A 24,342-nucleotide genomic window follows, 5' to 3' on the forward strand; every position below is an offset into this window, starting at 1 on the left:
CTGGCGTCCCCAAGGGGATTCGAACCCCTGTACTCACCGTGAAAGGGTGATGTCCTAGGCCTCTAGACGATGGGGACCGCGGAACTTCCAACAACTACTGCACCACTTCAACGACTAACAAAACCTGACTGCGATTTTGCTGCTGGTGGAGGTAAGCGGGATCGAACCGCTGACCTCTTGCATGCCATGCAAGCGCTCTCCCAGCTGAGCTATACCCCCGTTGGTGCAGAAACAAGAGTATAGCAAAGAAGTTTCACTCTGCAAATACCCTTTTTCGTCTATGAGCAACTTTTCATAGGGGCGGTTTCTGCACCGCATTTACACGCTCAATTCAGCGCGGCAATTACAGCCACTTTGCCAGGCGCGCCAGCACGGTGTCGCGGCCGAACATCACCACCACCTGGTCGATGGCCGGCGTCTGCAGCTGGCCCGTCAGAATCAGGCGCAAAGGCATGGCCAGCAGCGGCATCTTGATGGCGTGGGCCGCCAGCACTTCCTTGATCATGGCGGCCACGGCTTCCTTACTCCACTCCACCGTGGCGATGCGCTCGGCAAACTGCGCCAGCACGGGCCTGATGGCATCCGTGATGTGCTGCGCTGCCAGTTCCGCTTCCGGCCGCGGCTCGCGGAAGAACAGCATCGAAGCGTCAGCCAGTTCATTGACCGTGTTGGCGCGCTCTTTCATCATGCCCAGCACCAGCGCCAGATCCGGCGCGCCTTCGAAGACGGCGCCGGCGGCGATCATTTGCGGGCGGGCCAGGCCGGCCAGGCGGGTGTTGTCGGCCTGCTTGATGTACTGGTTATTGAGCCATTTGAGCTTTTCCAGGTCGAACTGCGCGGCCGACTTGGTCAGGTGGTCGAGGTTGAACCATTCGCAGAACTGTTCCACCGAGAACACTTCATCGTCGCCGTGGCTCCAGCCCAGGCGCGCCAGGTAGTTCAGCATCGATTCAGGCAGGAAGCCCTGTGCCGGATAATCCATCACGCTGACGGCGTCGCGGCGCTTGGACATCTTCTGGCCGTCCGAACCCAAAATCATCGGCAGGTGACCATACAGCGGCAGCGGCGCGCCGATGGCGCGCAGGATGTTGATCTGGCGCGGCGTATTGTTGACGTGGTCATCGCCGCGCAGCACATGGGTGATGCCCATGTCCCAGTCATCGACGGCGACGCAGAAGTTATAGGTTGGCGTGCCGTCCGGGCGGGCGATCACCAGGTCGTCCAGTTCGCGGTTCGAGATCGTGATCGTGCCCTTGACCACATCGTCCCACGTCACGTCGCCATCAAGCGGATTCTTGAAGCGCACGACGGGCTTGCGGTCCGCCGGCACGGCAGGCAGGGTCTTGCCCGGTTCCGGACGCCAGGTGCCGTCGTAGCGGGGCTTTTCGCCGGCGGCGCGCATGCGCTCGCGCATCGCTTCAACTTCTTCCGGCGACGAGTAGCAATGGTAGGCCGTGCCTTCTGCCAGCATCTGCGCCACCACTTCGCGGTAGCGGTCCATGCGGGCCATCTGATAGAACGGGCCTTCGTCGTGGTCCAGGCCCAGCCACTGCATGCCTTCGATAATCGCTTGCACGGCTTCCGGCGTGGAACGCTCCACGTCCGTGTCTTCGATGCGCAACACGAAGGTGCCGCCGAAGTGGCGGGCGTACGCCCAGCTGTATAAAGCGGTGCGGGCGCCGCCCAGGTGCAGATAGCCGGTCGGGCTGGGAGCGAAACGGGTGCGGACGGGAGTAGCGGTTGTGGTCATCGAAGTAATCAGGCCTGAATAAGTAAAACGCCATTTTACTACCTAAGCAAACCCCAAAGGCAAACCCCGCCACGAGCGCTGGGGTTTGCCTTATAGGGCCAGCAAGCGCCTTTTCACCTCGTCCGCCTGGGCCTGCAGCGCCTGCTCGAACAGGGCGACCAATTGAGACAGGGGCCGGTGCAGCGGCTTGACGACGTTCACGGTGAACGGCAGGGACACGGCAAAGCGGCGGATCTGCAAGCCCTGCCCCGCAAAATCGAGCGCCGTGAGCGGATTGACAATGGCCAGCCCAACGCCTTCGCGCACCATGGCGCACACGGAGGCGGCGCTGTGCGTGTCGAGCGCCATGCGCCGCTCCACGCCGGCCTGCGCGAAGATGGCGTCGATCTGCTGGCGGTAGGGGTCGACGGCGGCCAGGCTGATGAAAGACTGGCCGGCGAAGTCCGTCGGCGCCAGCACGGCCTTGCCGGACAGCGGGTGGCCGTCCGGCAGCACGCATACTTCATCGACGGACATCAGGGGATCGAGCGCCGTGCCGGGCGGCGCATTGCCCACCTCCGTCAGCCCGATATCGTGGCGCTGCGCCGACAGCCACTCTTCCAGCAGCGGCGACTCCTGCGGCGTGATGCTGATGCTCACCTTGGGAAAGTCGGCGACGAAGCGCTTGCACGCCTGCGGCAGCAGCGACTGGGAAAACACGGGCAGGCAGGCGATCGACAGCTGCCCCTGGTCGAACTGGCGCAGGGCCGCCGCCGTGCTGACGATGCGCTCCAGGCCGAAATACGCGCGCTGCACTTCCTCGAACAGCTGCAGCGCCTGGGCCGTGGGGCGCAGCCGCCCCCGCTCGCGCTCGAACAGGATCAAGCCCGTCAAGTGCTCGAGGCGCGCCAGCTCGCGGCTGACGGTGGGCTGCGACGTATGCAGCATGGCGGCGGCGCCCGTCACGCTGCCCGTCGTCATGATGGCGCGGAAAACCTCGATATGGCGCAAGGAGATGGTCATGGGTATATCATAAATGAATAAGGTCAGCTTAATTGGATATTTTATGTTTACACAGAAAACCCGCATCATGATCGGCACGTAAATCGGATTATCAGGCCTAGCCCGCGCTATCCGCCCCCTCATTACATGACAAAGACAACCACCATGAAACCAGTGCCAGACGCCACCCTCGCCCAACTCGCCCAGGAACACGGCACGCCCCTGTGGGTCTACGACGCGGCCACCATCCGCGCGCGCGTAGCCCAGCTGGCGCAGTTCGACACCGTGCGCTTTGCACAAAAGGCCAATTCGAACATCCATCTGCTCGCCGTGATGCGCGAAGCGGGCGTGCACGTGGACGCCGTCTCGCTGGGCGAAATCGAGCGCGCGCTGCAGGCGGGCTTTGCGCCGGCGCAAACGAACGCCGCCGCCGGCCTGGTCTTCACCTGCGACCTGTTCGACCGCGCCACGCTGGCGCGCGTGGTGGAAGCGAAGATCGAGGTCAATTGCGGCTCCGTCGACATGCTGCGCCAGCTGGGCCCCGTATCGCCCGGCCACCGCGTCTGGCTGCGCATCAATCCCGGCTATGGCCATGGCCACAGCAACAAGACCAACACGGGCGGCGAAAACAGCAAGCACGGCATCTGGCATGAGGAGTTGCCGGAGGCGCTGGCCGTCATCCGCGCGCATGGACTGCACCTGGTGGGCCTGCACATGCATATCGGCTCGGGCGTCGACTACAGCCACCTGGAAACCGTCTGCGGCACCATGGTCGACCTGGTCAAGAACATGGGCCACGACCTGGAAGCCATTTCCACGGGCGGCGGCCTGTCCGTGCCCTACCGCGCAGGCGAGCAGCCGGTCGACACGGACCACTACTTCCAGCTGTGGGATGCGGCGCGCAAGCAGATCGAGGCGCACCTGGGCCATCGCGTGCACCTGGAAATCGAACCGGGCCGCTTTCTCGTGGCCGACGCCGGCCTGCTGGTGGCCGAAGTGCGCGCCACCAAGCAAATGGGCGGCAATCACTTCACCTTGCTCGATACGGGCTTCAATGAACTGATGCGCCCGGCCATGTACGGCAGCTACCATGAAATGTCCGTGATCGCGCATGACGGCCGCACCCTGGACGCCCAGCGCGCCACCGTGGTCGGCGGCCCCCTGTGCGAATCGGGCGATGTGTTTACCCAGCGCGATGGCGGCGTGGTGGAAACGCGGCAGCTAGCCGAAGCGCAGGTGGGCGACTATGTGGTCTTCGAAGGCGCGGGCGCGTATGGCGCGTCGATGTCGTCGAACTACAACAGCCGCCCGCATGCGGCCGAATACCTGGTCGATGGCGCGGATGAGCAACACCCGTCGCGACTGATCCGCCGCCGCCAGACGGTTGCCGAGTTGATCGCGCTGGAACAACTGTAACACCGCGCCCTGTGCGGGCATGCGCATCTGCTAACATCGGGGCAACTCGATGAAAGCTTGCCATGCCCGCCCAAGTACCCCCCTTCCGCAGCGCCAGCCGGCTGCTGCCCCTGCTGCTCTGCGCCATCCTTGCCGGCTGCGCTACACTGCCTTCGCTGGAGGGCCGCAGCGCCTCCAGCGTCATCACCGATACGGCCGACACGCGGCTGGGCGCGGCCATCGCGCCGCTGGCGGCGCAGCACCCGGGCGTATCCGGCATCTATCCGCTGGCCGACGGGCGCGACGCGTTTGCCGCGCGGGCGCTGCTGGCCGCCGCCGCCCAGCGCAGCCTGGACGTGCAGTACTACATCTGGCACAAGGACATCACCGGCACCCTGCTGTTCGACGCCCTGCGCCAGGCGGCCGAACGGGGCGTGCGCGTGCGCCTGCTGCTTGACGATAACAACACGGCGGGCCTGGACCAGACCCTGTCCATGCTGGGCAAGCAGCGGAATCTGGAAATCCGCCTGTTCAATCCCTTCGTGCCCCGCGCGCCGCGCGCGCTGGCCTTTGCCACGGATTTTTCGCGCCTGAACCGGCGCATGCACAATAAATCGTTCACGGCCGATAACCAGGCCACCATCGTTGGCGGGCGCAACGTGGGCGATGAATATTTTGGCGCGGCCGGCGACGTGCTGTTCGCCGACCTTGACGTGCTGGCCGTCGGCCCTGTCGTCGGCGAGGTGTCGCAGGAATTCGACCGCTACTGGAACAGCGCCTCGGCCTACCCGGCCGCACTGCTGCTGACCAGCCCTGTCGATGGCGACGCGGCCACCATCGCCGCCGAGGCGGACCGCATCGACGACACCAGGGCAGCAGAGGAATACGTGCAGGCGCTGCGCACCTCGCCCTTCGTCAAGCAGATGATGGAACGCACCCTGCCCTTCGAATGGGCCAGGACGCGCATGGTCAGCGACGACCCGGCCAAGGTGCTGGACAAGGCCCGGCCAGGCACGGGCGTGGCGGACAAGCTGCAAGACCTGCTGGGCGCGCCGCAAAAGGAAGTAGACCTGGTGTCGCCGTATTTTGTGCCCGGCAAGGCCGGCACGCAAGCCTTTGCCGACCTGGCACAAAAAGGCGTGGGCGTGCGCATCCTGACGAATGCGCTGGAAGCGACCGACGTGGCGGCCGTGCATGCGGGCTATGCGAAGTGGCGCAAACCGCTGCTGGAAGCGGGCGTGCTGCTGTATGAATCGCGCCGCTCGTGGGAAGCCGGCGACGCGCGCGAACAAACGGGCCGCTTCGGCAGCTCCGCATCGAGCCTGCATGCGAAAACCTTTGCCGTCGATGACCGGCGCGTCTTCGTCGGTTCGTTCAATTTCGACCCCCGTTCCATCGAATTGAACACGGAAATGGGCCTTGTCATCGACAGCCCCGCGCTGGCAAGCCAGCTGGGGCAAGCCATGCGCACGACGATCCCGCAGCGCGCCTACCAGGTGCTGCTGAACCCCGACGGTTCGCTGTACTGGCTGGCCCGCGATGCCAGCGGCACGACCACACGCTACGACACGGAACCGGGCGCCAGCATGTGGAAGCGCATGGGCGTGGCGATTTTGTCGGTGCTGCCGATCGACTGGCTGCTGTAACATTTACCGGGGTCAGACCCGCCGGGTCTGACCCCAAGCAGGCGCCAACGCGTCTTAGCGCAGCGCTTCCGTCAAAATCCGCCCTTCCGACGCCGACGGCTGGCGGATACGCAGCAGGTGGGCGAGCGTAGGCGCGATGTCGACCACTTCCGCGTATTCGCCATACGCGCCCGGCTTGATCCAGCGGGGGCCGAAGACCATCAGCGGCACGTTCGTGTCATACGTGTACGGCGTGCCGTGCGAGGTGCCGCCGCTGCCCTTGCCGAAATACCAGGCCGGCTTCGTGACCAGCATCAGGTCGCCCGACAGCTGGCGGTTCCAGGCGCGGCGCATCAGGGTGTCCATGCGCGTGGCCACGGCGCCGGTTTCCATCTGCGTGCGCGTGTAGACCTGCGCCAGGCCGTCCTGCTGCAGCAGGAAGCGGGCCGCCGCCTCTTCCAGGGCGGCGCGATGGATGCCGCTCTTTTCCGCCAGCGCGTAGTCGAGATAGATATTCGGCAGCGACGACGCCGTCACCAGTTTATCGATGCCCAGGCTGGTTGCCAGGTGCTGGTTCAAGGCATCGACCAGCTTGGCGCCGTCGATGCGTTTGGCGGAAAAGCCGCGCGTTTCGGCAAATTCCGGCACGTTGGCAAAGCCATGGTCGGCCGTCAGCACCACCAGCACATTGTCCATGCCGACTTTTTTATCGAGATCAAGAAAGAAGCCGGCCAGCATGCGGTCCAGGCGCTGCAGATGGTCGTGCGACATCCTGCTTTCCGGGCCGTAGGCATGGTTCACGTAGTCGTGCGCAGACAGGCTCACGCCGAGGATATCGGGCACGCCGGCCGGATTGCGGCCCAGGTTTTCGCCATCGACGGCGGCACGGGCAAATTCCAGGGTCAGTTCATCGAGGAAGGGACCGGACTTCAAGCGGCTGTAATACTCGCCATCAAGCTTGCCGCTGTCGCTGTAATAGGCGAAGGGGAAGGTGTTGCGCGTGCCTGGCTTGGCCGCCACCAGATCATCACGGGCGTCGCGCGCATAGGCAGCATCGGCAAGCAGCGGCGTCCAGCTCTTGCCGTAATAGCGGTCCTGCGGTTTGGCCGCCTGGTAGCGCTGCACCCATTGCGGGTGCTGCTGCATATAGTATGTGCTGCTGGCGAAATTGCCCGTCTTTTCCATGTACATATAGGCCGTGCCCGTTTTCCCGGCCAGCAGGATGGCGCCGCGGTCCTTGCCCGACACGGTGACGACCTTGGCCTTGTCGCCCGTGGCGTAACGCAGTTCGTCGCCCAGGGTGCTCACGCGCAGTTTCGTCGGCGCCGTGCCGTCGTCCGGTTGCGTCTCTTCGCCGATGTAGTGGAAATTGCCATCCTCGGTGCAGTACACGGATTTCTTCGTGACGGGATCGATCCAGTTATTGCCGATCACGCCATGCTGGTACGGGTAGGCGCCCGACAGCACGGCCGAGTGGCCGATGGCGGTGACCGTGATGCCATGCGCCTGGTGCGCATCGCTGAACCACGCGCCCTGCTCCAGCAGGCGGCGCAAGCCGCCCTGGCCGAACTGGTCGCGGTAGCGCGTTACCTGCTCTTGCGGCAAGCCGTCGACCACCAGCACCACGACCAGCTTCGGCTGCGCCGCAGTCGCGGGAAGCGCCTTGGCCGCATGCGCCTGGCACGCCGCCACGCCAGCGGCCAGCAGCAGCGCCTGCGCCAGTTGCCGGGAAAGGGAGAAATGTTTCGTCATATCCGCTCGTTTATCAGTACACATTATAGGAATGCCATCGGGAGGCCATAAGACTGGCCGCCCGGCAGCATACACAGACTATATGACGCATTGATGACAATAGGCAATGTTATGAAAAAAGCCGGACTCCTGCAGGAAGCCGGCTCTTGCGAGGTGCGCTGAAACGGACTGGCGCTTACTTGACCGTCACTTTGATGCTTTTGCTCAACTCCGGCCCATACGACTGGTGCGCGCCATTGGCGAACTGCATGGTGAGGGTGTACTGGCCCGGCGGCAAGGTGACGTCCGTTTCCGTCTGTCCTTTACCGAAATGCAAATGCTTGTCATCCATGGGGATCATCTCGCCCGCCTTCATCGGCCCCGTATCGATGAGCAGATGATGGTGGCCCGTCTTGGCCGTCATGTCGCCGGCCGGCTTGACGTCCATGCCGCTGACGGCAAATTTCACTTTGAACGGGCTGGTCACTGTCGCGCCGTCAACAGGCTCGACGAATGACACGGATTGGGCAAAGGCGCTGGCGGCCAGCAGGCTGCCGGCAACCAGGATTGCGGCCTGGCGCAGGAATACGGTAGTCAATTGCATGATGTCTCCTCTTGTTTAATAACAACACGGACTGCATGAAACCATATTCCTGGCGGTCGTGGCGACGGGGAAGATTATATAAATCCAACAACACCACGGCGGCCTTGAAAACCAGGTTTGCAAGGCCGCCCAGCCACTAGTCGTTCTTGATGACGATCGACGGGAATTTACTTGTCATATCCTTCGCCTTTTCCGCCACCTTGATGGCGATGGTGCGGGCGATCTGCTTGTAGATCACGGCGACGGGGCCTTCCGGCTCGGCCACGACGGTCGGCGTGCCGGAATCCGTCTGCTGGCGAATCGCCATGGTCAGCGGCAAGGCGCCGAGGAATTCCACGCCGAAGTCCGCGCACATCTTCGCGCCGCCGCCGGCGCCGAAGATTTCTTCCGCATGACCGCAGTTCGAGCAGATGTGCGTGCTCATGTTTTCCACCACGCCGAGGATCGGGATGCCGACTTTCTCGAACATTTTCAAGCCCTTGCGCGCGTCGAGCAGCGCGATGTCCTGCGGCGTCGTGACGATGACGGCGCCCGTGACGGGCACTTTCTGCGACAGGGTCAGCTGGATGTCGCCCGTGCCTGGCGGCATGTCGACGATCAGATAATCGAGGTCGCGCCAGTTGGTCTGGTCCAGCAGCTGCTGCAAGGCTTGCGTGACCATGGGGCCGCGCCACACCATCGGCTCGTCCGGATCGATCATGAAGCCGATCGACGACACTTGCAGGCCGTGGTTTTCCATCGGCTCCATGCTCTTGCCGTCCAGGGTCTTCGGCTGGCCGCTGATGCCCAGCATCATCGGTTGCGACGGGCCATAGATGTCGGCGTCGAGCATGCCGACGGTGGCGCCTTCGGCCGCCAGGGCCAGGGCCAGGTTGACGGCCGTGGTCGATTTGCCAACACCGCCCTTGCCGGAAGCGACGGCAATGATGTTTTTCACGTTGCTCATCGGCTTCAAGCCGCGCTGCACCGTGTGCGAAATGATTTTCGACGACACGCCCACGCTGACGTTGCCCACGCCCGGCAGCACGCGCAGCGCGGCCAGCACGGACTTGCGGATCAGGTCGATCTGGCTCTTGGCGGGGTAGCCCAGCTCGATGTCGAGCGAAATATCGGCGCCATCGACCTTCAGATTCTTGACGGTTTTGCTGGAAACGAAATCTTTATGTGTATTTGGATCAATAACCTGGGCCAGCGCGGCCTTGACGTCTTCTACTGTGATGCTCATGTAAATCTCCGTGTGTACTACATATGTGCAATACGCGCAGTCTAGCGCAAATTTGCATGGTGCGATGGCGGCAAAAGCATCACTTGCCGGCGCTGCATCTGCTCATATTGCCTTTCCGCTGTTAAAATGTCCTATTATCCATCCCAAAAGTGCATCAATCATGACTCGCAAGCTGTTCGTCACCACTGCCCTGCCTTACGCAAACGCCGCTTTTCACATTGGCCACATCATGGAATACATCCAGGCTGATATCTGGGTCCGGTTCCAGCGAATGCAACGCGATGGCGCGGCCGGCCGTGAAGTGCACTTTGTGGGCGCCGACGACACGCATGGCACGCCCATCATGATCGCCGCCGAAAAGGAAGGCATTACGCCGCAGCAATTCGTCGCCAACATCGCCGCCGGCCGCGCCCAGTACCTCGATGGCTTCCACATCGCCTTCGACAACTGGTATTCGACCGATTCGCCGGAGAACGTTGATCTGTCGCAATCGATCTACCGCAAGCTGCGCGATACGGGCCTGATCGTCACGAAAACCGTCGACCGCTTCTTCGACCCGGTCAAAGGCATGTTCCTGGCCGACCGCAACATCAAGGGCGAATGCCCGAAATGCGGCGCCAAGAACCAGTACGGCGACAATTGCGAAGTATGCGGCGCCGCCTACCAGCCGACCGACCTGGTCAACCCGTTCTCGGTCTTCACCAACGCGACGCCCGTGATGAAGCCGTCGGAGCAGTATTTCTTCAAGCTGTCCGACCCGCGCTGCTTCGAATTCCTGAAAAGCTGGCTGAACACGCCAGGCCGCTTGCAGCCGGAAATGGTCAACAAGGTCAGCGAATGGCTGGGCGAGGCGGGCGAAAAGCTGGCCGACTGGGATATCTCGCGCGACGCGCCCTACTTCGGCATCCCGATTCCCGATGCGCCGGGCAAGTTCTTCTATGTGTGGATGGACGCGCCCGTCGGCTACCTGGCCAGCCTGAAAAACTATTGCGACAAGAAAGGCATCGATTTCGACGCCTTCCTGAACGACCCGACGACGGAACAGATCCATTTCATCGGCAAGGACATCGTTTCCTTCCACCTGCTGTTCTGGCCTGCCATGCTGAAATTTGCCAATCACCCGGTGATCGACAAACTGAAAGTCAATGTCCACGGCTTCCTGACGGTTAATAACGAAAAGATGTCGAAGTCGCGCGGCACCGGCATCTCGCCGCTGCGCTACCTGGACCTGGGCATGAACCCGGAATGGCTGCGCTACTACATCGCCTTCAAGCTGAACTCGAAAGTGGAAGACCTGGACTTCAACGGCGAAGATTTTGTCGCCCGCGTGAACAGCGACCTGATCGGCAAGTACGTGAACATCGCCAGCCGCTGCGCCGGTTTCATCGCCAAGAAGTTCGACGGCAAGCTGGCCACTACCCTGTCGTCGACGGCGCAGGGCTATATCTGGCGCGCGCTCACGTACAAGGTGCCGTCCGGCGACGAGGTCCTGAGCAAGGAACGCCAGGCCAGCATCGCGGCCCACTACGAAAATCGCGAATTCGGCAAGGCCTTGCGCGAGATCATGGAAATTGCCGACATCACCAACCAGTATGTCGATGAAAACAAGCCGTGGATCCTGGCCAAGGATGCGGACAAAACGGCCGAGCTGCACGACGTGTGCACCACGGCCCTGATCCTGTTCCGCCAGCTGACCATCTTGCTGTCGCCGGTATTGCCGGGCGTGGCGAAGAACGTGGCCAGCTTCCTCAACGACGAACAATTTACCTGGGCCGATACGCAAGTGGACGCCGTCTCGGCCAGCATGCTGGGCCGCACCATCGGCACCTACAACCATTTGATGACGCGCATGGATGCAAAGATGATCGAAGCGTTGTTTGACGCGCCGCAAGCGGCAGCTGCCGCGCCCGCCATCGACGCCGCAAGCGACGCCGCCGTGGCCGCCCCAGCCTCCGCCATCGAGGAACTGGCGCCGGAAATCAAGATCGACGATTTCCTCAAGGTCGACTTGCGCATCGCGAAAATCGTCAACTGCGAGCTGGTCGACGGCTCCGACAAGCTGCTGCGCCTGACGCTGGACGCGGGCGAAGGCCGTTTGCGCAACGTGTTCTCGGGCATCCGTTCGGCTTACCAGCCGGAAGAGCTGATCGGCAAGCTGACGGTGCTGGTGGCCAATTTGGCGCCGCGCAAGATGAAGTTCGGCATTTCGGAAGGCATGGTCATGGCCGCCTCCGCCGCCGACGAGAAGGCCAATCCGGGCATCTACATCCTGAACCCGTGGCCGGGCGCCGAACCTGGCATGCGCATCCGCTAAGGACGACAAGGACCGATGATGAATATCGTGGTGCGCGAAGCAACGAATGCCGATGCACAACTGATTGCCGAGCTGACCCGCGCCGCGTGGGCCGGCAAGGTGGCTCCTTCCTCCAGCGGACACCACGAGACGGCCGAGCAAGTGGCGGAGCAACTGCGCCACGGCGGCGGCTTCGTGCTGCTGGTCGACGACGTGCCGGCCGGCTCGCTGCGCTGGATGCCGCTCGACAGCGATCCCGCCATCTGGAAGATTTCGCGCATGGGCGTGCTGCCCGCCTACCGGGGCAGCCACATCTCGCAGCACTTGCTCGAAGCCATCATTCATCACGGCCTGTCGTGCCAGGCCGAGGAATTGCGCCTGGCCGTGCGGCGCGACCAGCGCAAGCTGATCGATTTTTACGCGGCCTTCGAATTCGACCTGGCCGAGGAACTGGAATATTCGCACGCCAACCCCGCCGAACCGGCGCCTATGGTGATGCGCCGCCTGCTAAGGTATTGATTTTTAGCATTTTTGCCCCTGGCTTGTCCATACAACAACCCGCCGGCTCGCCCGGCGCGGTAAAATACGGCCGGCTGACCTTACTTATAAGACACTCAGAAGAGAATATGAAACTGCCTGCAAAACACAACAACTACGTATCCGACCACACCTTGTTCATCGCCGAACTGAAGGCCAAGAATCCTGGCATGGAAGCGGGCCAGCAAGCGGGCCGCGCCCTGCTGTGGGACAAGCCACCCGTCAGCATCGATGAGCAGGAACGCCAGATGGCGTCGGCCGTCAAGCAGCAGGCCTACGTTTACCAGAACAAGAACTAAGACCTGGAACCGGCACGATGTTGCCTGAAGAGTCGGCGGGCACGCCGGGGCAAGACGCCCAGGACGTGAACGCGGTCATCGAGTTGCCCGAACCCGTCGCTGGCGGCGACGGCGGCGGCGACCCTGCAGCATCTGCAACAGCGGTCACGGACGCGGCGCCCGCCGCCGACCCGCTGGGCATCGCCCGCCTGTACGGCGAGCCGATGATGCGCATGCCGACCGATTTGTACATTCCGCCGGACGCGCTGGAAATCTTCCTCGAAGCCTTCGAAGGCCCGCTCGACTTGCTGCTCTACCTGATCCGCAAGCAAAACTTCAACATTCTCGATATCCCGATGGCGCAGGTCACCCTGCAATATCTGAAATACGTGGACCAGATCCGCGTGCGCAACCTGGAACTGGCCGCCGAGTACCTGTTGATGGCCGCCATGTTGATCGAGATCAAGTCACGCATGCTCTTGCCATCGCGCAAGAGCGACGTCGAGGAAGACGGCGGCGACCCCCGTGCCGAACTGGTGCGCCGCCTGCTCGAGTACGAGCAGATCAAGCTGGCCGCCTACGACCTGAACGCCATCCCGCAATTCGAGCGCGATTTCGTGCGCACGCAGATCTTCATCGAGCAAAGCCTGACGCCCACCTGGCCCGACGTGGAGCCGGTGGACTTGCAGCAGGCATGGCTCGACGTGCTGAAGCGCGCCAAGCTGACCCAGCATCACCGCATCAGCCGCCAGGAACTGTCCGTGCGCGAGCACATGTCGAGCATCCTGCGCCATCTGCAATCGTCGCGCTTCGTCGAATTCAGCGAGCTGTTCGACATTGCCGGCGGCGTGCCCGTGGTGGTGGTTAACTTCGTGGCCCTGCTGGAACTGGCCAAGGAAACCCTGATCGAAATCACGCAGGCAGAACCGTTTGCCCCCATCTACGTCCGGCTGGCGTATTCGCCCGCCTGACCCCTTCCCTTTGTCACTGACCACCGTACAACGGGGTTTTAGCGAAAGCAATCCATGAAAATTATTTCCGACATCGAAGAATTGCGCGACCAGCTCAGCGGACAGCTGCGCACGGCGTTCGTCCCCACCATGGGCAACCTGCATGAAGGCCATCTGTCGCTGATGCGCCTGGCGCGCAAGCACGGCGACCCCGTCGTCGCCTCGATCTTCGTCAACCGCCTGCAATTCGGCCCGAACGAAGACTTTGAAAAATATCCACGCACCATGGCCGCCGATATTGCCAAGCTGGAGAAGGAAGGCGTGTATGTGCTGTTCGCGCCGACGGAAAAGGAACTGTATCCGGAACCGCAGGAATACCGCGTGCGTCCGCCCGATGACCTGGGCAATACCCTGGAAGGGGAATTCCGCCCCGGCTTCTTCGAAGGCGTGTGCACGGTCGTCACCAAGCTGTTCTCGTGCGTGGGCCCGCGAGTGGCCGTGTTCGGCAAGAAGGATTACCAGCAGCTGATGATCATCCGTAACATGGCGCGCCAGTTTGCGCTGCCGACGGAAATCATCGCCGCAGAAACCTACCGGGCCGACGATGGCCTGGCCTTGTCCTCGCGCAATATGTACTTGTCGGAAAGCGAACGGGCGGAAGCGCCGGAACTGTTCAAGGGACTCACATTCGTGGCCGAGGAAGTGCGCAAGGGCAACCTGGCCGTGGGCGAGCTGGAACAGGCCGCCATGCGGCTGCTGGACGGACGCGGCTGGAAGTCCGATTACATCGCCGTGCGCAAGCGCGCCAACCTGCAAGCGCCAAGCGCTGCCGAACTGGCCGCTGGCGAACCGCTGGTGGTGCTGGCCGCCGCCAGGCTGGGCCAGACGCGCTTGATCGACAACCTGGAAATCTGACAGCGCCGCACGCCGGCGGGGCCGGCCGGCTCCGCCGCCCCTACTTCTCCAGGCGTACCAGCCTGAGCTCTGCAAACAGCGGCTTGCCCTTGCTGCGCGCAGCCTGCAGCATGTCATAACTGGCCGCATCGAGCACGATTTCCTCGCCTGCCCACAATTTGCGCTGGCTGGCCGGCAGCTTCAGGCTGCGCAGCATCGCGCGCGCCTGGGCCGGGTCCGCCGCCAGCAGGCGGATGGCGTGCCCATCGCGCTGCGCTGCCTTCAGGGGCGCCACATCACCTGGCGCATTTTCCTGGCTCAGGGAAACATAATCACTGCCGCCGACGCGGTGCAGATACGCATGCCGGCCATCGCCCTCGACGGCCAGGTGTACTGGCGCCGGCGGCGTCTCAGGCGGCTGTGCCTCCACGAACGCGGTCGAAACGGCTGCCGGTGCGATGGCCTGCTCGATACTGGCGCCGCAGGCCGCCAGCAAGGCCGTGCTCAGGGCTAACACTAAAACGGATGTTCGGCGCATGCTGCGCTCCTTCTTGTCGGGGTCGGGGACAAAGGTCGAATGGTGCAGCGATCATGGGCCAAATCAGTTGACGTGTAAAGTTAACTTTAGGAAATATTTCATTCCTTTGCGCAATTCGTTTCCATGGCTTGCAATCGCGCAATAGCCGTGCGAAATACATCCTCGGCCGCCGGCATGGCAGCGGCGTCGTGCGACGCGAACGCGCGCCGACATCATTATTGATTTAACTTGCACAATCAAAGCAATAGCGCCATCTTTATCCAGTCAAAGATAAAGACCAGAATGCCTGTACTGGCTCGTCGGCAACACCGCGGGCTTCCGGTCACTACAGGAGAAACGCCATGAATACAGCAGTCCCCCCATCGCGCGTCGCCATCGTCACGGGCGCCTCGCGCGGCATCGGCGCCGCCGTTGCCCGCCGTCTGGCGCGCGACGGCATGCAGGTCGTCGTCAACTATGCCAGCGGCAAGGCGGCAGCGGAGCAGCTGGCGGCGGCCATCGTCGGCGATGGCGGCGCTGCCATTGCGGTGAGGGCCGACGTGGCCGATGCGGCAGACGTGCAAGCCCTGTTCGACGCGGCCGAAGCGGCCTTTGGCGGCGTCGACGTGCTCGTCAATAACGCCGGCGTCCTGCCGCCCGAGCTGCCCAGCCTGGCCGACACGGACGACGCCGCCTTCGACAGGCTGTTCGCCATCAATGTGAAGGGCAGCTTCAATACCATGCGCCAGGCGGCGAGGCGCCTGCGCCACGGCGGCAGCGTGGTCAATTTCTCGACGAGTGTGATAGGCCTGGCCCTGCCAGGTTACTCCGTCTACGGCGCCAGCAAGGCGGCCATCGAGACGATGACGAATATCTTCGCCAGGGAACTACGCGGCAAAAACATCACCGTCAACGCCGTCGCCCCCGGCCCCACGGCCACGGCCCTGTTTTTGAACGGAAAATCAGGCGAAACGATAGAGCGCATGAGCAAGATGGCGCCACTGGAACGCCTGGGCACGCCCGACGACATCGCCGCCGCCGTGGCCTTCCTGGCCGGCCCCGATGGCCGCTGGATCAATGGCCAGACCCTGCGCGCGAATGGCGGCCTGGTGTAAGCCAGTTGCAGGCCAACGAAAAAAACGCTGCCGGTTTGCACGGGCAGCGTTTTTCTTGATCGGTATCAAGCCGTGATCAGGCGCCGGCTTTTTCCAGCTTCTCGAAAATCTTGTTCAGCTTTTCATCGAGGGTCGCGGCCGTGAACGGCTTGACAACATAACCGCTGGCGCCCGCTTGCGCGGCGGCAATGATGTTTTCCTTCTTCGCTTCAGCCGTAACCATCAGCACGGGCAGCTTGGCCAGCGCGGGATCGGCGCGGATATGCTGCAGCATCGTCAGGCCATCCATATTCGGCATGTTCCAGTCCGACACGACGAAATCGAACGATTCCGCGCGCAGCTTGGCCAGGCCCATCACGCCGTCTTCCGCCTCATCGACGTTGGCATAACCCAGTTCCTTCAACAGATTCCGGACAATGCGGCGCATCGTCGAAAAATCGTCAACGACTAAAAATTTCATCTTTGGATCAGCCATGAATAACTCCGTTGTTTCTGTAGCGGTTTGTTAATAATATCGACATGAATGCCGACATTATGGTCGACACTACGGCAGCAAGTCGTAGGATAGCATTTTCGTTGCTTTTAGGCGAACAAACTTGCCTCAGATCATATAAAACGTGGCTTACACGCGCAAAGCGCGCATGCCATGCGCAGCCAGGTGGCCCAGCACCATGCCAGGCAAGGCCGTCAGAGCGCCAACCTCATGCGTGGCACCGATGGCGATCGCCTCGCGCGGCATGCCGAACACGACGCAACTGGCTTCGTCCTGAGCAAAATTATACGCTCCTGCGGCCTTCATCTCCAGCATGCCTTGTGCGCCATCCTTGCCCATGCCGGTCAGGATCACGCCGACGGCATTTTTACCTGCCGATTGCGCAGCCGAACGGAACAGCACGTCCACGGACGGACGGTGGCGGTTGACGGGCTCGCCCTGGTCGATCTTGGTCATGTAGTTGGCGCCGCTGCGCGTCAAGGTCAGGTGCGAATGACCGGGCGCGATGTAGGCGTGGCCTGGCAGCACGCGTTCGCCGCCGGCCGCTTCCTGCACCGAAATCTTGCACAAGGAATCGAGGCGCCGCGCAAACGAGCGCGTAAACCCTTCGGGCATGTGCTGCGTAATCAGGATGCCGGGGCAATCGGACGGCATCTGCATGAGGAATTCGCGGATCGCTTCCGTGCCGCCCGTGGAGGCGCCAACGATGATCAGCTTTTCGCTCGACGTCAATGGACTGCGCAGCGCCGGCAGCGGTGCTGTCGTCTTGTCGCCTGCCGACGGCAGGGTGCGCGCACGGATGCGCGCCTTGGAGGCCGCGCGGATCTTGTCGGCGATCATGTCCGTGTACTCGCGCATGCCGCTCTGGATCGAAATCTTCGGCTTGGTGACGAAATCGACGGCGCCCAGTTCCAGCGCGCGCATGGTGATTTCCGAACCGCGCTCGGTCAGCGACGACACCATCAGCACCGGCATGGGGCGCAAACGCATCAGCTTTTCCAGAAAGTCCAGGCCATCCATCTTCGGCATCTCGACGTCCAGGGTCAGCACATCGGGATTGGTCTGCTTGATCATCTCGCGCGCCACCAGCGGATCGGGCGCCGCGCCCACCACTTCCATGTCGGGCTGGCTGTTCACAATTTCCGTCATCACGCTACGAATCAAGGCCGAATCATCCACGATCAATACTTTGATCTTCATATCTATCCTTCCAGGCCTTGCGGCCCTTATTCTTTATTAAACCAGTACACCTGAAAAACCGCCGCAGGCGCGCAATGCGCGACGCGCAGCAGGTTTGGTCCGGTGTTTATTAAAACAGCTCAATCTCTCCGCCGACCGGGGCGACCTTGAGACGGCTTGCGTAATCGAGTTCGCGGCGTACCAGCGTGTCGTTATGCGTCTGCATCAGCTTTTTCACCAGCACCTTGCCGCTGCGCGGGAAGAAGTACACCTTGCGCGGGTGGATGTCGTTGAGGTCTTCAGCCACCACGCGCATCTTTTCCGCCTTCAGGTAGTTGATGACGAAAGCCGCATTGCGCTCGCCGACGTTGATCGCCGTGAAGCCGCGCAGCACGGCGCCGCCGCCGAACACCTTCGCTTCCATGTTCTCGCGCCGCGCTCCCGCCTTCAGCAGATCATTGATCAATATCTCCATGGCGTAAGTGCCATAGCGCATCGATGCAGAGATCGGGCTGTTGGTGTCGCTGCCGCCGTCGGGCAGCATGAAGTGATTCATGCCGCCCAGGCCCGTGACACGGTCGCGGATGCAGGCCGATACGCAGGAGCCCAGCACGGTGACGATCAGCATGTCCTTGTTGGTGAAATAATACTCCCCAGGCAGGATCTTGGCTGCATCACAATTGAACGTCCGGTCGTAATAGACGTTAGTGGCGAATTGCTCTTTGGATTCCAGGCTCATATTTCACTCTCATGTACGATGCGACGATGCCTTGGGTGCGCTGCCCCGAGGCTGATCGAGCTCATAGACTGTTTTACCGCGCAGCTTCAATGAATCCGACACGTACAGAAAATTCTCCGAATGGCCCGCAAACAGCAGGGCATCCGGCTTCATCAACGGCACAAAGCGGGACAGAATCTTGCGCTGCGTCGCCTTGTCAAAATAAATCATCACGTTACGGCAGAAGATGACGTCGAACTGACCCGTCACGGGCCAGCTGTCGGCCAGCAGGTTGAGCGGCTTGAAGGTGATCATCTGGCGCAGTTCCGGGCGTACCCGCACCTGTCCCTCGCGATCGCCCTTGCCGCGCAAGAAAAAGCGCCGCGCACGGTCGGCCGGCATCTTGTCGAGCCGGTCCAAGTTATAGACGCCATTGGCGGCCGTGGCCAGCACGTTGGTGTCGATATCGGTAGCGACGATGGTCACCGGCGGCGTGAGCGTATTGAACGCCTCGCACACCGTCATGGCGATCGAATACGGCTCCTCGCCGGTGGAACTGGCCGAACACCAGATGGTGATCGGCCCGCTCAGTTTTTTCACGTGCTCGGCGAGCAGCGGGAAGTGATGCGCCTCACGGAAGAACGACGTCAGGTTCGTCGTCAGCGCATTCGTGAAGGCTTCCCACTCGTCGCCCATGCGGCCCGCTTCCAGGTCGTCCAGATAACGGACGAACGAGGAAATGCCGGTCGCGCGCAGGCGCCGCGCCAGGCGGCTGTACACCATTTCCTGCTTGCTGTCGGCCAGCGCAATGCCGGCCCGCTTGTAAATCATGGCACGGACCCGTTCGAAGTCCTTGCCCGTGAAGTCAAACTCCTTGACCGAATCCGTTTTAGTTTGCGGCATTTTGTTTTTACCTCTCTATGACTACTCTGACCAATGCCTTTGCAAGTATAACTAGCGGGACCGGGTTGGCGTCAGAACTCTTCCCAATCGTCGCCGCTGGCTGCCGCCAGCTTTTTGGCGGGCGGTGGCGCCGTCTTGTATTCCGACTTCGCCACAGCCACGCGCGCCACTGGCGCCTTCGCCGCAGGAACAGCGGCCCGCACCGGCATGACCGGCGCACGGACGGCAGGCGCCATCTGTTCGCCGCCCAGCTTGAAGATGCTGACCGCATCGGCCAGCTTTTGCGCCTGGTCCTGCATGCTTTCGGCGGCCGCTGCCGCTTCTTCCACCAGCGCCGCATTCTGCTGCGTCATCTGGTCCATCTGCGCGATGGCCTGGTTTACTTCCTCGATCCCATGGCTCTGCTCCTGCGTCGCCGCCGTGATCTCGCCCATGATATCGGCCACCTGGCGGATCGACGTGACGATCAGCCCCATGGTCTGGCCCGCCTCGTCCACCAGGCGACTGCCCGCGTCGACCTTGTCGACCGAGTCGCCGATCAGGCCCTTGATCTCTTTGGCTGCGCCAGCGGACCTTTGGGCAAGATTACGCACTTCCGACGCCACCACCGCAAAACCGCGCCCCTGCTCGCCCGCCCGCGCCGCCTCGACGGCCGCATTCAAGGCCAGGATATTCGTCTGGAACGCAATGCCGTCAATGACCCCGATGATATCGACGATCTTGCGCGAACTGTCCTTGATCGAACCCATGGTATTGACCACCTGCGCCACCACGCTGCCGCCCTGCTCGGCCACCGACGATGCCGACACGGCCAATTGATTGGCCTGGCGCGCATTGTCCGCGTTCTGCTTCACGGTCGAGGTCAGCTCCTCCATCGACGACGCCGTCTCTTCGAGCGAACTGGCCTGCGTTTCCGTGCGCGCCGACAGGTCGGCATTGCCGCTGGCGATCTCGCGCGAAGCGATGGTGATGGTTTCCGTGCCGCTGCGCACGTCGCTGACAGTCTTCACCAGGCTGTCGTTCATATCCTTCAGTGCCCGCTGCAGCGCGCTCGTTTCATCCTTGCCTTCGACCACCACGTGCGACGTCAGCTCGCCCGCCGCCACCTTCTGTGCCACGGCCAGGGCCCCCGACAGCGGCACCGTGATCGAGCGCGTGATGAAGACGGCGCACCAGGCGCCAAGCGCCAACGCCACACCGCCCAGGACCAGCAATACCGTCATCAGGCGCGCATCGGCCGCCAGCGAGCCATCCATGAAGCTTTGCTGCGCCACATGCTGCAATTCCAGCAGCTTGTTGATGTCGGCCAGGGTCTTGCGGTTCAGCGGATCGATGCGCGTGGCAATCACCTTGGCCGCACCCTCGCTGTTAAACGCCAGCACCTGCCCCATCGCCTCCTTGAAGGCCGCATCGACTTCGCCGTCGACCTTGGCAATATCGGCCAGCAGCGCTTTCTCGCTGCCGGACAAGCCCAGGGTGGCCAGCTTGTCGCGCGCGCCGTCATACAATTTGCGGTGCTGGCGCACCTTGCCCTCCTCTGTCTGCATCAGGGCCACGTCGCCCTGCAAGCCGATATTGCGCATGGCGATGCCGGTTTCCAGCATCGCGCTCTTCATCAGCGATGCCTGCGTGTTTTTCTCGCCTGCCAGCGCCAGGCCATCCAGCAGCTCCGCCTTGTTACGGTAATTCAGGGCGTTGGCCGCCACGACGACCACCACCAGAATGAGCAAAATGCTGCCAAAAGCATATCCCAGCCGCGTGCCTATCTTAAAATCGCGCAAACTCATTACAGTCTCCAATATAGATGTGTGAACGGCGCGCGCTCAACCAAACGGCGCCGTATTGTGGCCAGGCCTCTGTCGGACCTTGCAGCCTGCCGGCGCGCCTCTGGTCACGCCGGTACATGCATATCTGTAGTGATACTTGCGGTAAAACTGCGGCGCCCCTGGCGCCGCCTGCCGGCCTTACGCCGCCAGCTTGTCGATCAGGCCCATCTCGCTGCTCGACATCAGCTTGTCGATGTCGACCAGGATCAGCATACGCTCATCGATGGTCCCCAGGCCGATCATGTAGTCGGTCGAGAACGCGGTGCCCATTTCCGGCGCCGGCTTCACCTGCTCCGGCGTCAAGGTGGTCACGTCCGACACGCTGTCGACCACCATGCCGACGATGCGTCCGCCGATATTCAGGATGATCACCACCGTGAACTGGTCGTACACGGGCGTGCCCAGGTTGAACTTGATGCGCATGTCGACCACGGGAATGATGATGCCGCGCAGGTTGATCACGCCCTTGATGAACTCAGGCGCGTTGGCGATGCGGGTCACCGCTTCATAGCCGCGGATTTCCTGCACTTTCAGGATATCGATGCCGTACTCTTCGGAGCCCAGGGTAAAGGCCAGGAATTCACGGCCGGCGATATCCTTGCCGTCGCCAGGTTTGCTGCCGGATGTTTGTTGAGTATCTGACATGATGAATTTCCTATCTGTTATTTATCTATCTGTGTTGCGAAAAGGGACTCGTCAGCCAACTGACGAGAAGAACGGATCAGGGCTGCGACGTCAAGAATCAGCGACACGCCGCCATCGCCCAGGATGGTGGCGCCGGAAATACCCACCACCTTGCGGTAATTCGATTCGAGGTTTTTCACCACGACCTGCTGCTGCCCCACCAGATCGTCGACAAACAGGGCCGCCTTGCGCCCTTCCGTCTCGAGGATCACGCAGATGCCTTCGGACGGGCTGGTAAAGCGCGGCGCGATGTCGAACATCTGGTACAGCGGGATCAAAGGCAGGTATTCGCCGCGCACCTTCACCACCTGGCCTTTGCCACTGATGTCCTTGACATCCTCAACGGCTGGCTGCAGCGATTCGATGACAAAGCCCAGCGGTAAAATATACACCTCATCGCCGACGCGGATCGACATGCCGTCCAGGATGGCCAGGGTCAGGGGCAACGAGATGGAAATCGTCGTGCCGAAGCCTTTCGCCGAGCGGATGTCGACGACGCCGCCCATGGCGCTGATATTGCGCTTGACGACATCCATGCCCACGCCACGGCCCGACACGTCGGTGACCGCCTCAGCGGTGGAAAAGCCGGGCGCGAAGATCAGCTGCCACACCTCGGCGTCGCTCATCGTTTCCGCTACGTCCAGCCCCTGCTGCATGGCCTTGGCCAGGATGCGCTCGCGGTTCAGGCCAGCGCCGTCATCGGACACTTCAATGATGATATTGCCGCCCTGGTGGCTGGCCGACAGGAACAGCCGGCCCGCTTCCGTCTTGCCGGCGGCGACGCGGGCGGCCGGCATTTCCACGCCATGGTCGATGCTGTTGCGCACCAGGTGCGTCAGCGGATCGACGATGCGCTCGATGAGGCCCTTGTCCAGCTCCGTGGCCGCGCCATTCGTGATGAAATCGACCTTCTTGCCCAGTTTGGTGGCCAGGTCGCGCACCATGCGCGGGAAGCGCGAGAAGACGAAATCCATCGGCATCATGCGGATCGACATCACCGCTTCCTGCAGGTCGCGCGTGTTGCGCGTCAGGTGACTGACGCTGTCGAGCAGTTTTTCATGCAGCATCGGATCAAGCGCGCTGGCGCGCTGCTCGATCATCGCCTGCGTGATCACCAGTTCGCCCACCAGATTGATCAACTGGTCGACCTTTTCGATCGATACGCGGATCGACGACGATTCGGCGCCGGCCTTGTCGCCCTCTTTCTTCGACGGTTTCTTGTCCTGCTCCACTTCTGCCACGGCGTGCACCACGGCTTGCACGGCGGCCGCGCCGGTGGAGGCGCCAGCCTTGGCGGCGTCGGCGCGAATCTGTTCGAGCGGCTGGAAGAAGCCGTAGCCGCGCTGGGCATCGCTTTGCTCGCCCTGCGCCGCGGCGCGGATTTCCTCGATCGGCTGGAAGAAGCCATAGCCGGGGTCCGCTTCGGCTTTCGCCGCCGCGGGCGAACCAGGCAAGGGGTCGAAGAAGCCGTAGCCCTGCGCCTTTTCCTGCGCCGCGCGAGCCGCCTCGGCCTCGCCTGGCGCCAGTGGTGGCGCCTGCGTGATGACCATGTCGTCGGGATTGAGTACGAACGAGCAGATGGCCAGGATATCGTCCAGGCTTTCATGCGTCGTCACTTCCAGCACCTTGCGCGCGTCAGGCAGCGTCGACACCGCCACGTCGCCCAGCAGGCCCAGTTCAGCCGCCAGCGCATCGACTTCGCGCTGCTCCATGGCCGGCAGCTCCAGGCGGAAGCGCTGGCCGCCGGCATGGCTGACGGTTTCCTTGTCGGCAGTATGGAATGCCGGCGCGACGGGCGTGAGCGCCGCCACGGGCACGTCCTGCGAGAACGACTGCAGCATCATGCGCACGTTGGCCACGGCGTCCTGGTCGACGGCGCTGCCCAGGCGATGGCCGTCGAGCTGCATCTTGAGAATGTCCTTGGCGGCCAAAAAGGCGTCGACGTGTTCGGCCGTCAGGGCCATCTGGCCCTGGCGGATGCGGTCGAGCAGCGACTCGAGGATGTGCGTCACCTCGCTCATGTCGGAGAGGCCGAACGTCGACGCGCCGCCCTTGATCGAATGGGCGGTGCGGAAAATCGCATTCAGGTCTTCGGCGTCCGGCGCCGCAATATCGACGGCCAGCAGCAGCCGTTCCTTTTCAGCCAGCAGTTCCTCGGCCTCATCGAAAAAGACCTGGAAAAACTGGCTAATATCGATGGTCATAGGGTGACTCCGTCAATTGCATCGTTACGCTCCGCGGCTGGCATCAGCCGATCACCTTCTTGACCACCTCGATCAGGCGTTGCGGATCGAACGGTTTGACCAGCCAGCCATTGGCACCGGCGGCACGTCCCTTCGACTTCATTTCGTCCGACGACTCGGTCGTCAGCATCAGGATAGGCACCTTCTGGTAGGTCGGCAGCTCGCGCAGCAGCTTGATCAACTCCAGGCCGTCCATGCGCGGCATGTTCTGGTCGGTCAGCACCAGGTCCACGGTTTGCAGCTTGGCTTTTTCCAGTCCGTCCTGGCCGTCAACGGCCTCCACTACCTGGTAACCGGCGGCTTTCAGACTGAACGCCACCATCTGGCGCAATGAGCTGGAATCGTCCACTGCAAGTATCGTTTTGGCCATCTTTGCTCCCACTTATTCCGGGCATCCTGCC

General features: G+C 62.3%; 22 protein-coding genes and 2 tRNA genes. 8 read left to right on the top strand and 16 right to left on the bottom strand.

The genetic code is table 11. The annotated features are described in order from the left end of the window. Window position 1: 1 nt before the first annotated feature. The 4 genes from AC07VI_RS26845 to AC07VI_RS26860 all read right to left on the bottom strand — a co-directional run bounded on the left by AC07VI_RS26845 (window position 2) and on the right by AC07VI_RS26860 (window position 2,752). Window positions 2-77, bottom strand: a tRNA-Glu gene (locus AC07VI_RS26845). Window positions 78-143: 66 nt separating this feature from the next. Then, window positions 144-219, bottom strand: a tRNA-Ala gene (locus tag AC07VI_RS26850). A gap of 124 nt (window positions 220-343) precedes the next feature. Next, window positions 344-1,750, bottom strand: a complete 1,407-nt coding sequence (gene gltX / locus AC07VI_RS26855) for a glutamate--tRNA ligase (RefSeq protein WP_492993366.1) — start codon at window positions 1,748-1,750, stop codon at window positions 344-346. A gap of 90 nt (window positions 1,751-1,840) precedes the next feature. Next, complete coding sequence (locus AC07VI_RS26860; protein WP_086146162.1) at window positions 1,841-2,752, bottom strand: LysR family transcriptional regulator; 912 nt, start codon at window positions 2,750-2,752, stop codon at window positions 1,841-1,843. 144 nt (window positions 2,753-2,896) lie between these two features. On the opposite strand from AC07VI_RS26860, the gene lysA reads away from it, so the two are divergent. Next, on the top strand, window positions 2,897-4,147 hold the full coding sequence (gene lysA, locus AC07VI_RS26865) for a diaminopimelate decarboxylase (protein ID WP_492993364.1): 1,251 nt from the start codon (window positions 2,897-2,899) through the stop codon (window positions 4,145-4,147). 62 nt (window positions 4,148-4,209) lie between these two features. Further along, the gene (locus AC07VI_RS26870) at window positions 4,210-5,772 is read left to right on the top strand and encodes a phospholipase D family protein (protein ID WP_086146164.1); all 1,563 of its coding nucleotides are present in this window, start codon (window positions 4,210-4,212) and stop codon (window positions 5,770-5,772) included. Between the two features lie 54 nt (window positions 5,773-5,826). On the opposite strand, the gene AC07VI_RS26875 is transcribed toward AC07VI_RS26870, so the two are convergent. From AC07VI_RS26875 to apbC, 3 genes are all read right to left on the bottom strand, one after another. Continuing rightward, window positions 5,827-7,503, bottom strand: coding sequence for an alkaline phosphatase family protein (locus AC07VI_RS26875; protein WP_086146165.1), 1,677 nt, complete (start codon window positions 7,501-7,503; stop codon window positions 5,827-5,829). A 175-nt stretch (window positions 7,504-7,678) separates the two neighbouring features. Beyond that, window positions 7,679-8,086, bottom strand: coding sequence for a DUF4399 domain-containing protein (locus AC07VI_RS26880; RefSeq protein WP_099375535.1), 408 nt, complete (start codon window positions 8,084-8,086; stop codon window positions 7,679-7,681). A 136-nt stretch (window positions 8,087-8,222) separates the two neighbouring features. Beyond that, the gene (gene apbC, locus AC07VI_RS26885; protein ID WP_086146167.1) at window positions 8,223-9,311 is read right to left on the bottom strand and encodes an iron-sulfur cluster carrier protein ApbC; all 1,089 of its coding nucleotides are present in this window, start codon (window positions 9,309-9,311) and stop codon (window positions 8,223-8,225) included. A 160-nt stretch (window positions 9,312-9,471) separates the two neighbouring features. Between apbC and metG the strand changes: the two genes are divergently transcribed. From metG to panC, 5 genes are all read left to right on the top strand, one after another. Next, window positions 9,472-11,625: a methionine--tRNA ligase gene (metG, locus tag AC07VI_RS26890; protein ID WP_099375534.1), complete on the top strand. Its 2,154-nt coding sequence runs from the start codon at window positions 9,472-9,474 to the stop codon at window positions 11,623-11,625. An 18-nt stretch (window positions 11,626-11,643) separates the two neighbouring features. Further along, complete coding sequence (locus AC07VI_RS26895) at window positions 11,644-12,123, top strand: GNAT family N-acetyltransferase (RefSeq protein ID WP_086146208.1); 480 nt, start codon at window positions 11,644-11,646, stop codon at window positions 12,121-12,123. 107 nt (window positions 12,124-12,230) lie between these two features. After that, window positions 12,231-12,440 (top strand): DUF3460 family protein, encoded by a 210-nt coding sequence (locus AC07VI_RS26900; protein ID WP_086146169.1) that lies wholly within the window; start codon window positions 12,231-12,233, stop codon window positions 12,438-12,440. A 17-nt stretch (window positions 12,441-12,457) separates the two neighbouring features. Then, the gene (locus AC07VI_RS26905) at window positions 12,458-13,390 is read left to right on the top strand and encodes a segregation and condensation protein A (protein WP_086146170.1); all 933 of its coding nucleotides are present in this window, start codon (window positions 12,458-12,460) and stop codon (window positions 13,388-13,390) included. 54 nt (window positions 13,391-13,444) lie between these two features. Further along, complete coding sequence (gene panC / locus AC07VI_RS26910; protein WP_086146171.1) at window positions 13,445-14,284, top strand: pantoate--beta-alanine ligase; 840 nt, start codon at window positions 13,445-13,447, stop codon at window positions 14,282-14,284. A 40-nt stretch (window positions 14,285-14,324) separates the two neighbouring features. Here panC and AC07VI_RS26915 read toward each other — a convergent pair whose 3' ends face one another. Then, on the bottom strand, window positions 14,325-14,801 hold the full coding sequence (locus tag AC07VI_RS26915; protein WP_139842512.1) for a hypothetical protein: 477 nt from the start codon (window positions 14,799-14,801) through the stop codon (window positions 14,325-14,327). Between the two features lie 341 nt (window positions 14,802-15,142). Between AC07VI_RS26915 and AC07VI_RS26920 the strand changes: the two genes are divergently transcribed. Then, complete coding sequence (locus tag AC07VI_RS26920) at window positions 15,143-15,895, top strand: glucose 1-dehydrogenase (protein ID WP_099420296.1); 753 nt, start codon at window positions 15,143-15,145, stop codon at window positions 15,893-15,895. 76 nt (window positions 15,896-15,971) lie between these two features. Here AC07VI_RS26920 and cheY read toward each other — a convergent pair whose 3' ends face one another. The 8 genes from cheY to AC07VI_RS26960 all read right to left on the bottom strand — a co-directional run bounded on the left by cheY (window position 15,972) and on the right by AC07VI_RS26960 (window position 24,311). Further along, window positions 15,972-16,370, bottom strand: a complete 399-nt coding sequence (gene cheY / locus AC07VI_RS26925) for a chemotaxis response regulator CheY (RefSeq protein WP_026132837.1) — start codon at window positions 16,368-16,370, stop codon at window positions 15,972-15,974. Window positions 16,371-16,517: 147 nt separating this feature from the next. Further along, window positions 16,518-17,588, bottom strand: a complete 1,071-nt coding sequence (locus tag AC07VI_RS26930) for a protein-glutamate methylesterase/protein-glutamine glutaminase (protein WP_086146174.1) — start codon at window positions 17,586-17,588, stop codon at window positions 16,518-16,520. Window positions 17,589-17,697: 109 nt separating this feature from the next. Continuing rightward, entirely contained in the window at window positions 17,698-18,306 is a 609-nt protein-coding gene (gene cheD, locus AC07VI_RS26935; protein ID WP_076570770.1) for a chemoreceptor glutamine deamidase CheD, read from the bottom strand. Window positions 18,307-18,315: 9 nt separating this feature from the next. After that, a complete protein-coding gene (locus AC07VI_RS26940; protein ID WP_086146175.1) occupies window positions 18,316-19,188 on the bottom strand; it encodes a CheR family methyltransferase in 873 nt (290 codons plus the stop codon). Window positions 19,189-19,259: 71 nt separating this feature from the next. After that, a complete protein-coding gene (locus tag AC07VI_RS26945) occupies window positions 19,260-20,975 on the bottom strand; it encodes a methyl-accepting chemotaxis protein (protein WP_492993358.1) in 1,716 nt (571 codons plus the stop codon). A 177-nt stretch (window positions 20,976-21,152) separates the two neighbouring features. Next, complete coding sequence (locus AC07VI_RS26950) at window positions 21,153-21,659, bottom strand: chemotaxis protein CheW (protein ID WP_071324468.1); 507 nt, start codon at window positions 21,657-21,659, stop codon at window positions 21,153-21,155. A gap of 17 nt (window positions 21,660-21,676) precedes the next feature. Then, window positions 21,677-23,902: a chemotaxis protein CheA gene (gene cheA / locus AC07VI_RS26955; protein WP_086146177.1), complete on the bottom strand. Its 2,226-nt coding sequence runs from the start codon at window positions 23,900-23,902 to the stop codon at window positions 21,677-21,679. A 43-nt stretch (window positions 23,903-23,945) separates the two neighbouring features. Further along, complete coding sequence (locus AC07VI_RS26960) at window positions 23,946-24,311, bottom strand: response regulator (protein WP_034758362.1); 366 nt, start codon at window positions 24,309-24,311, stop codon at window positions 23,946-23,948. Between the last annotated feature and the right edge of the window lie 31 nt (window positions 24,312-24,342).

Source organism: Janthinobacterium sp. GW821-FHT03A03, assembly GCF_059421435.1.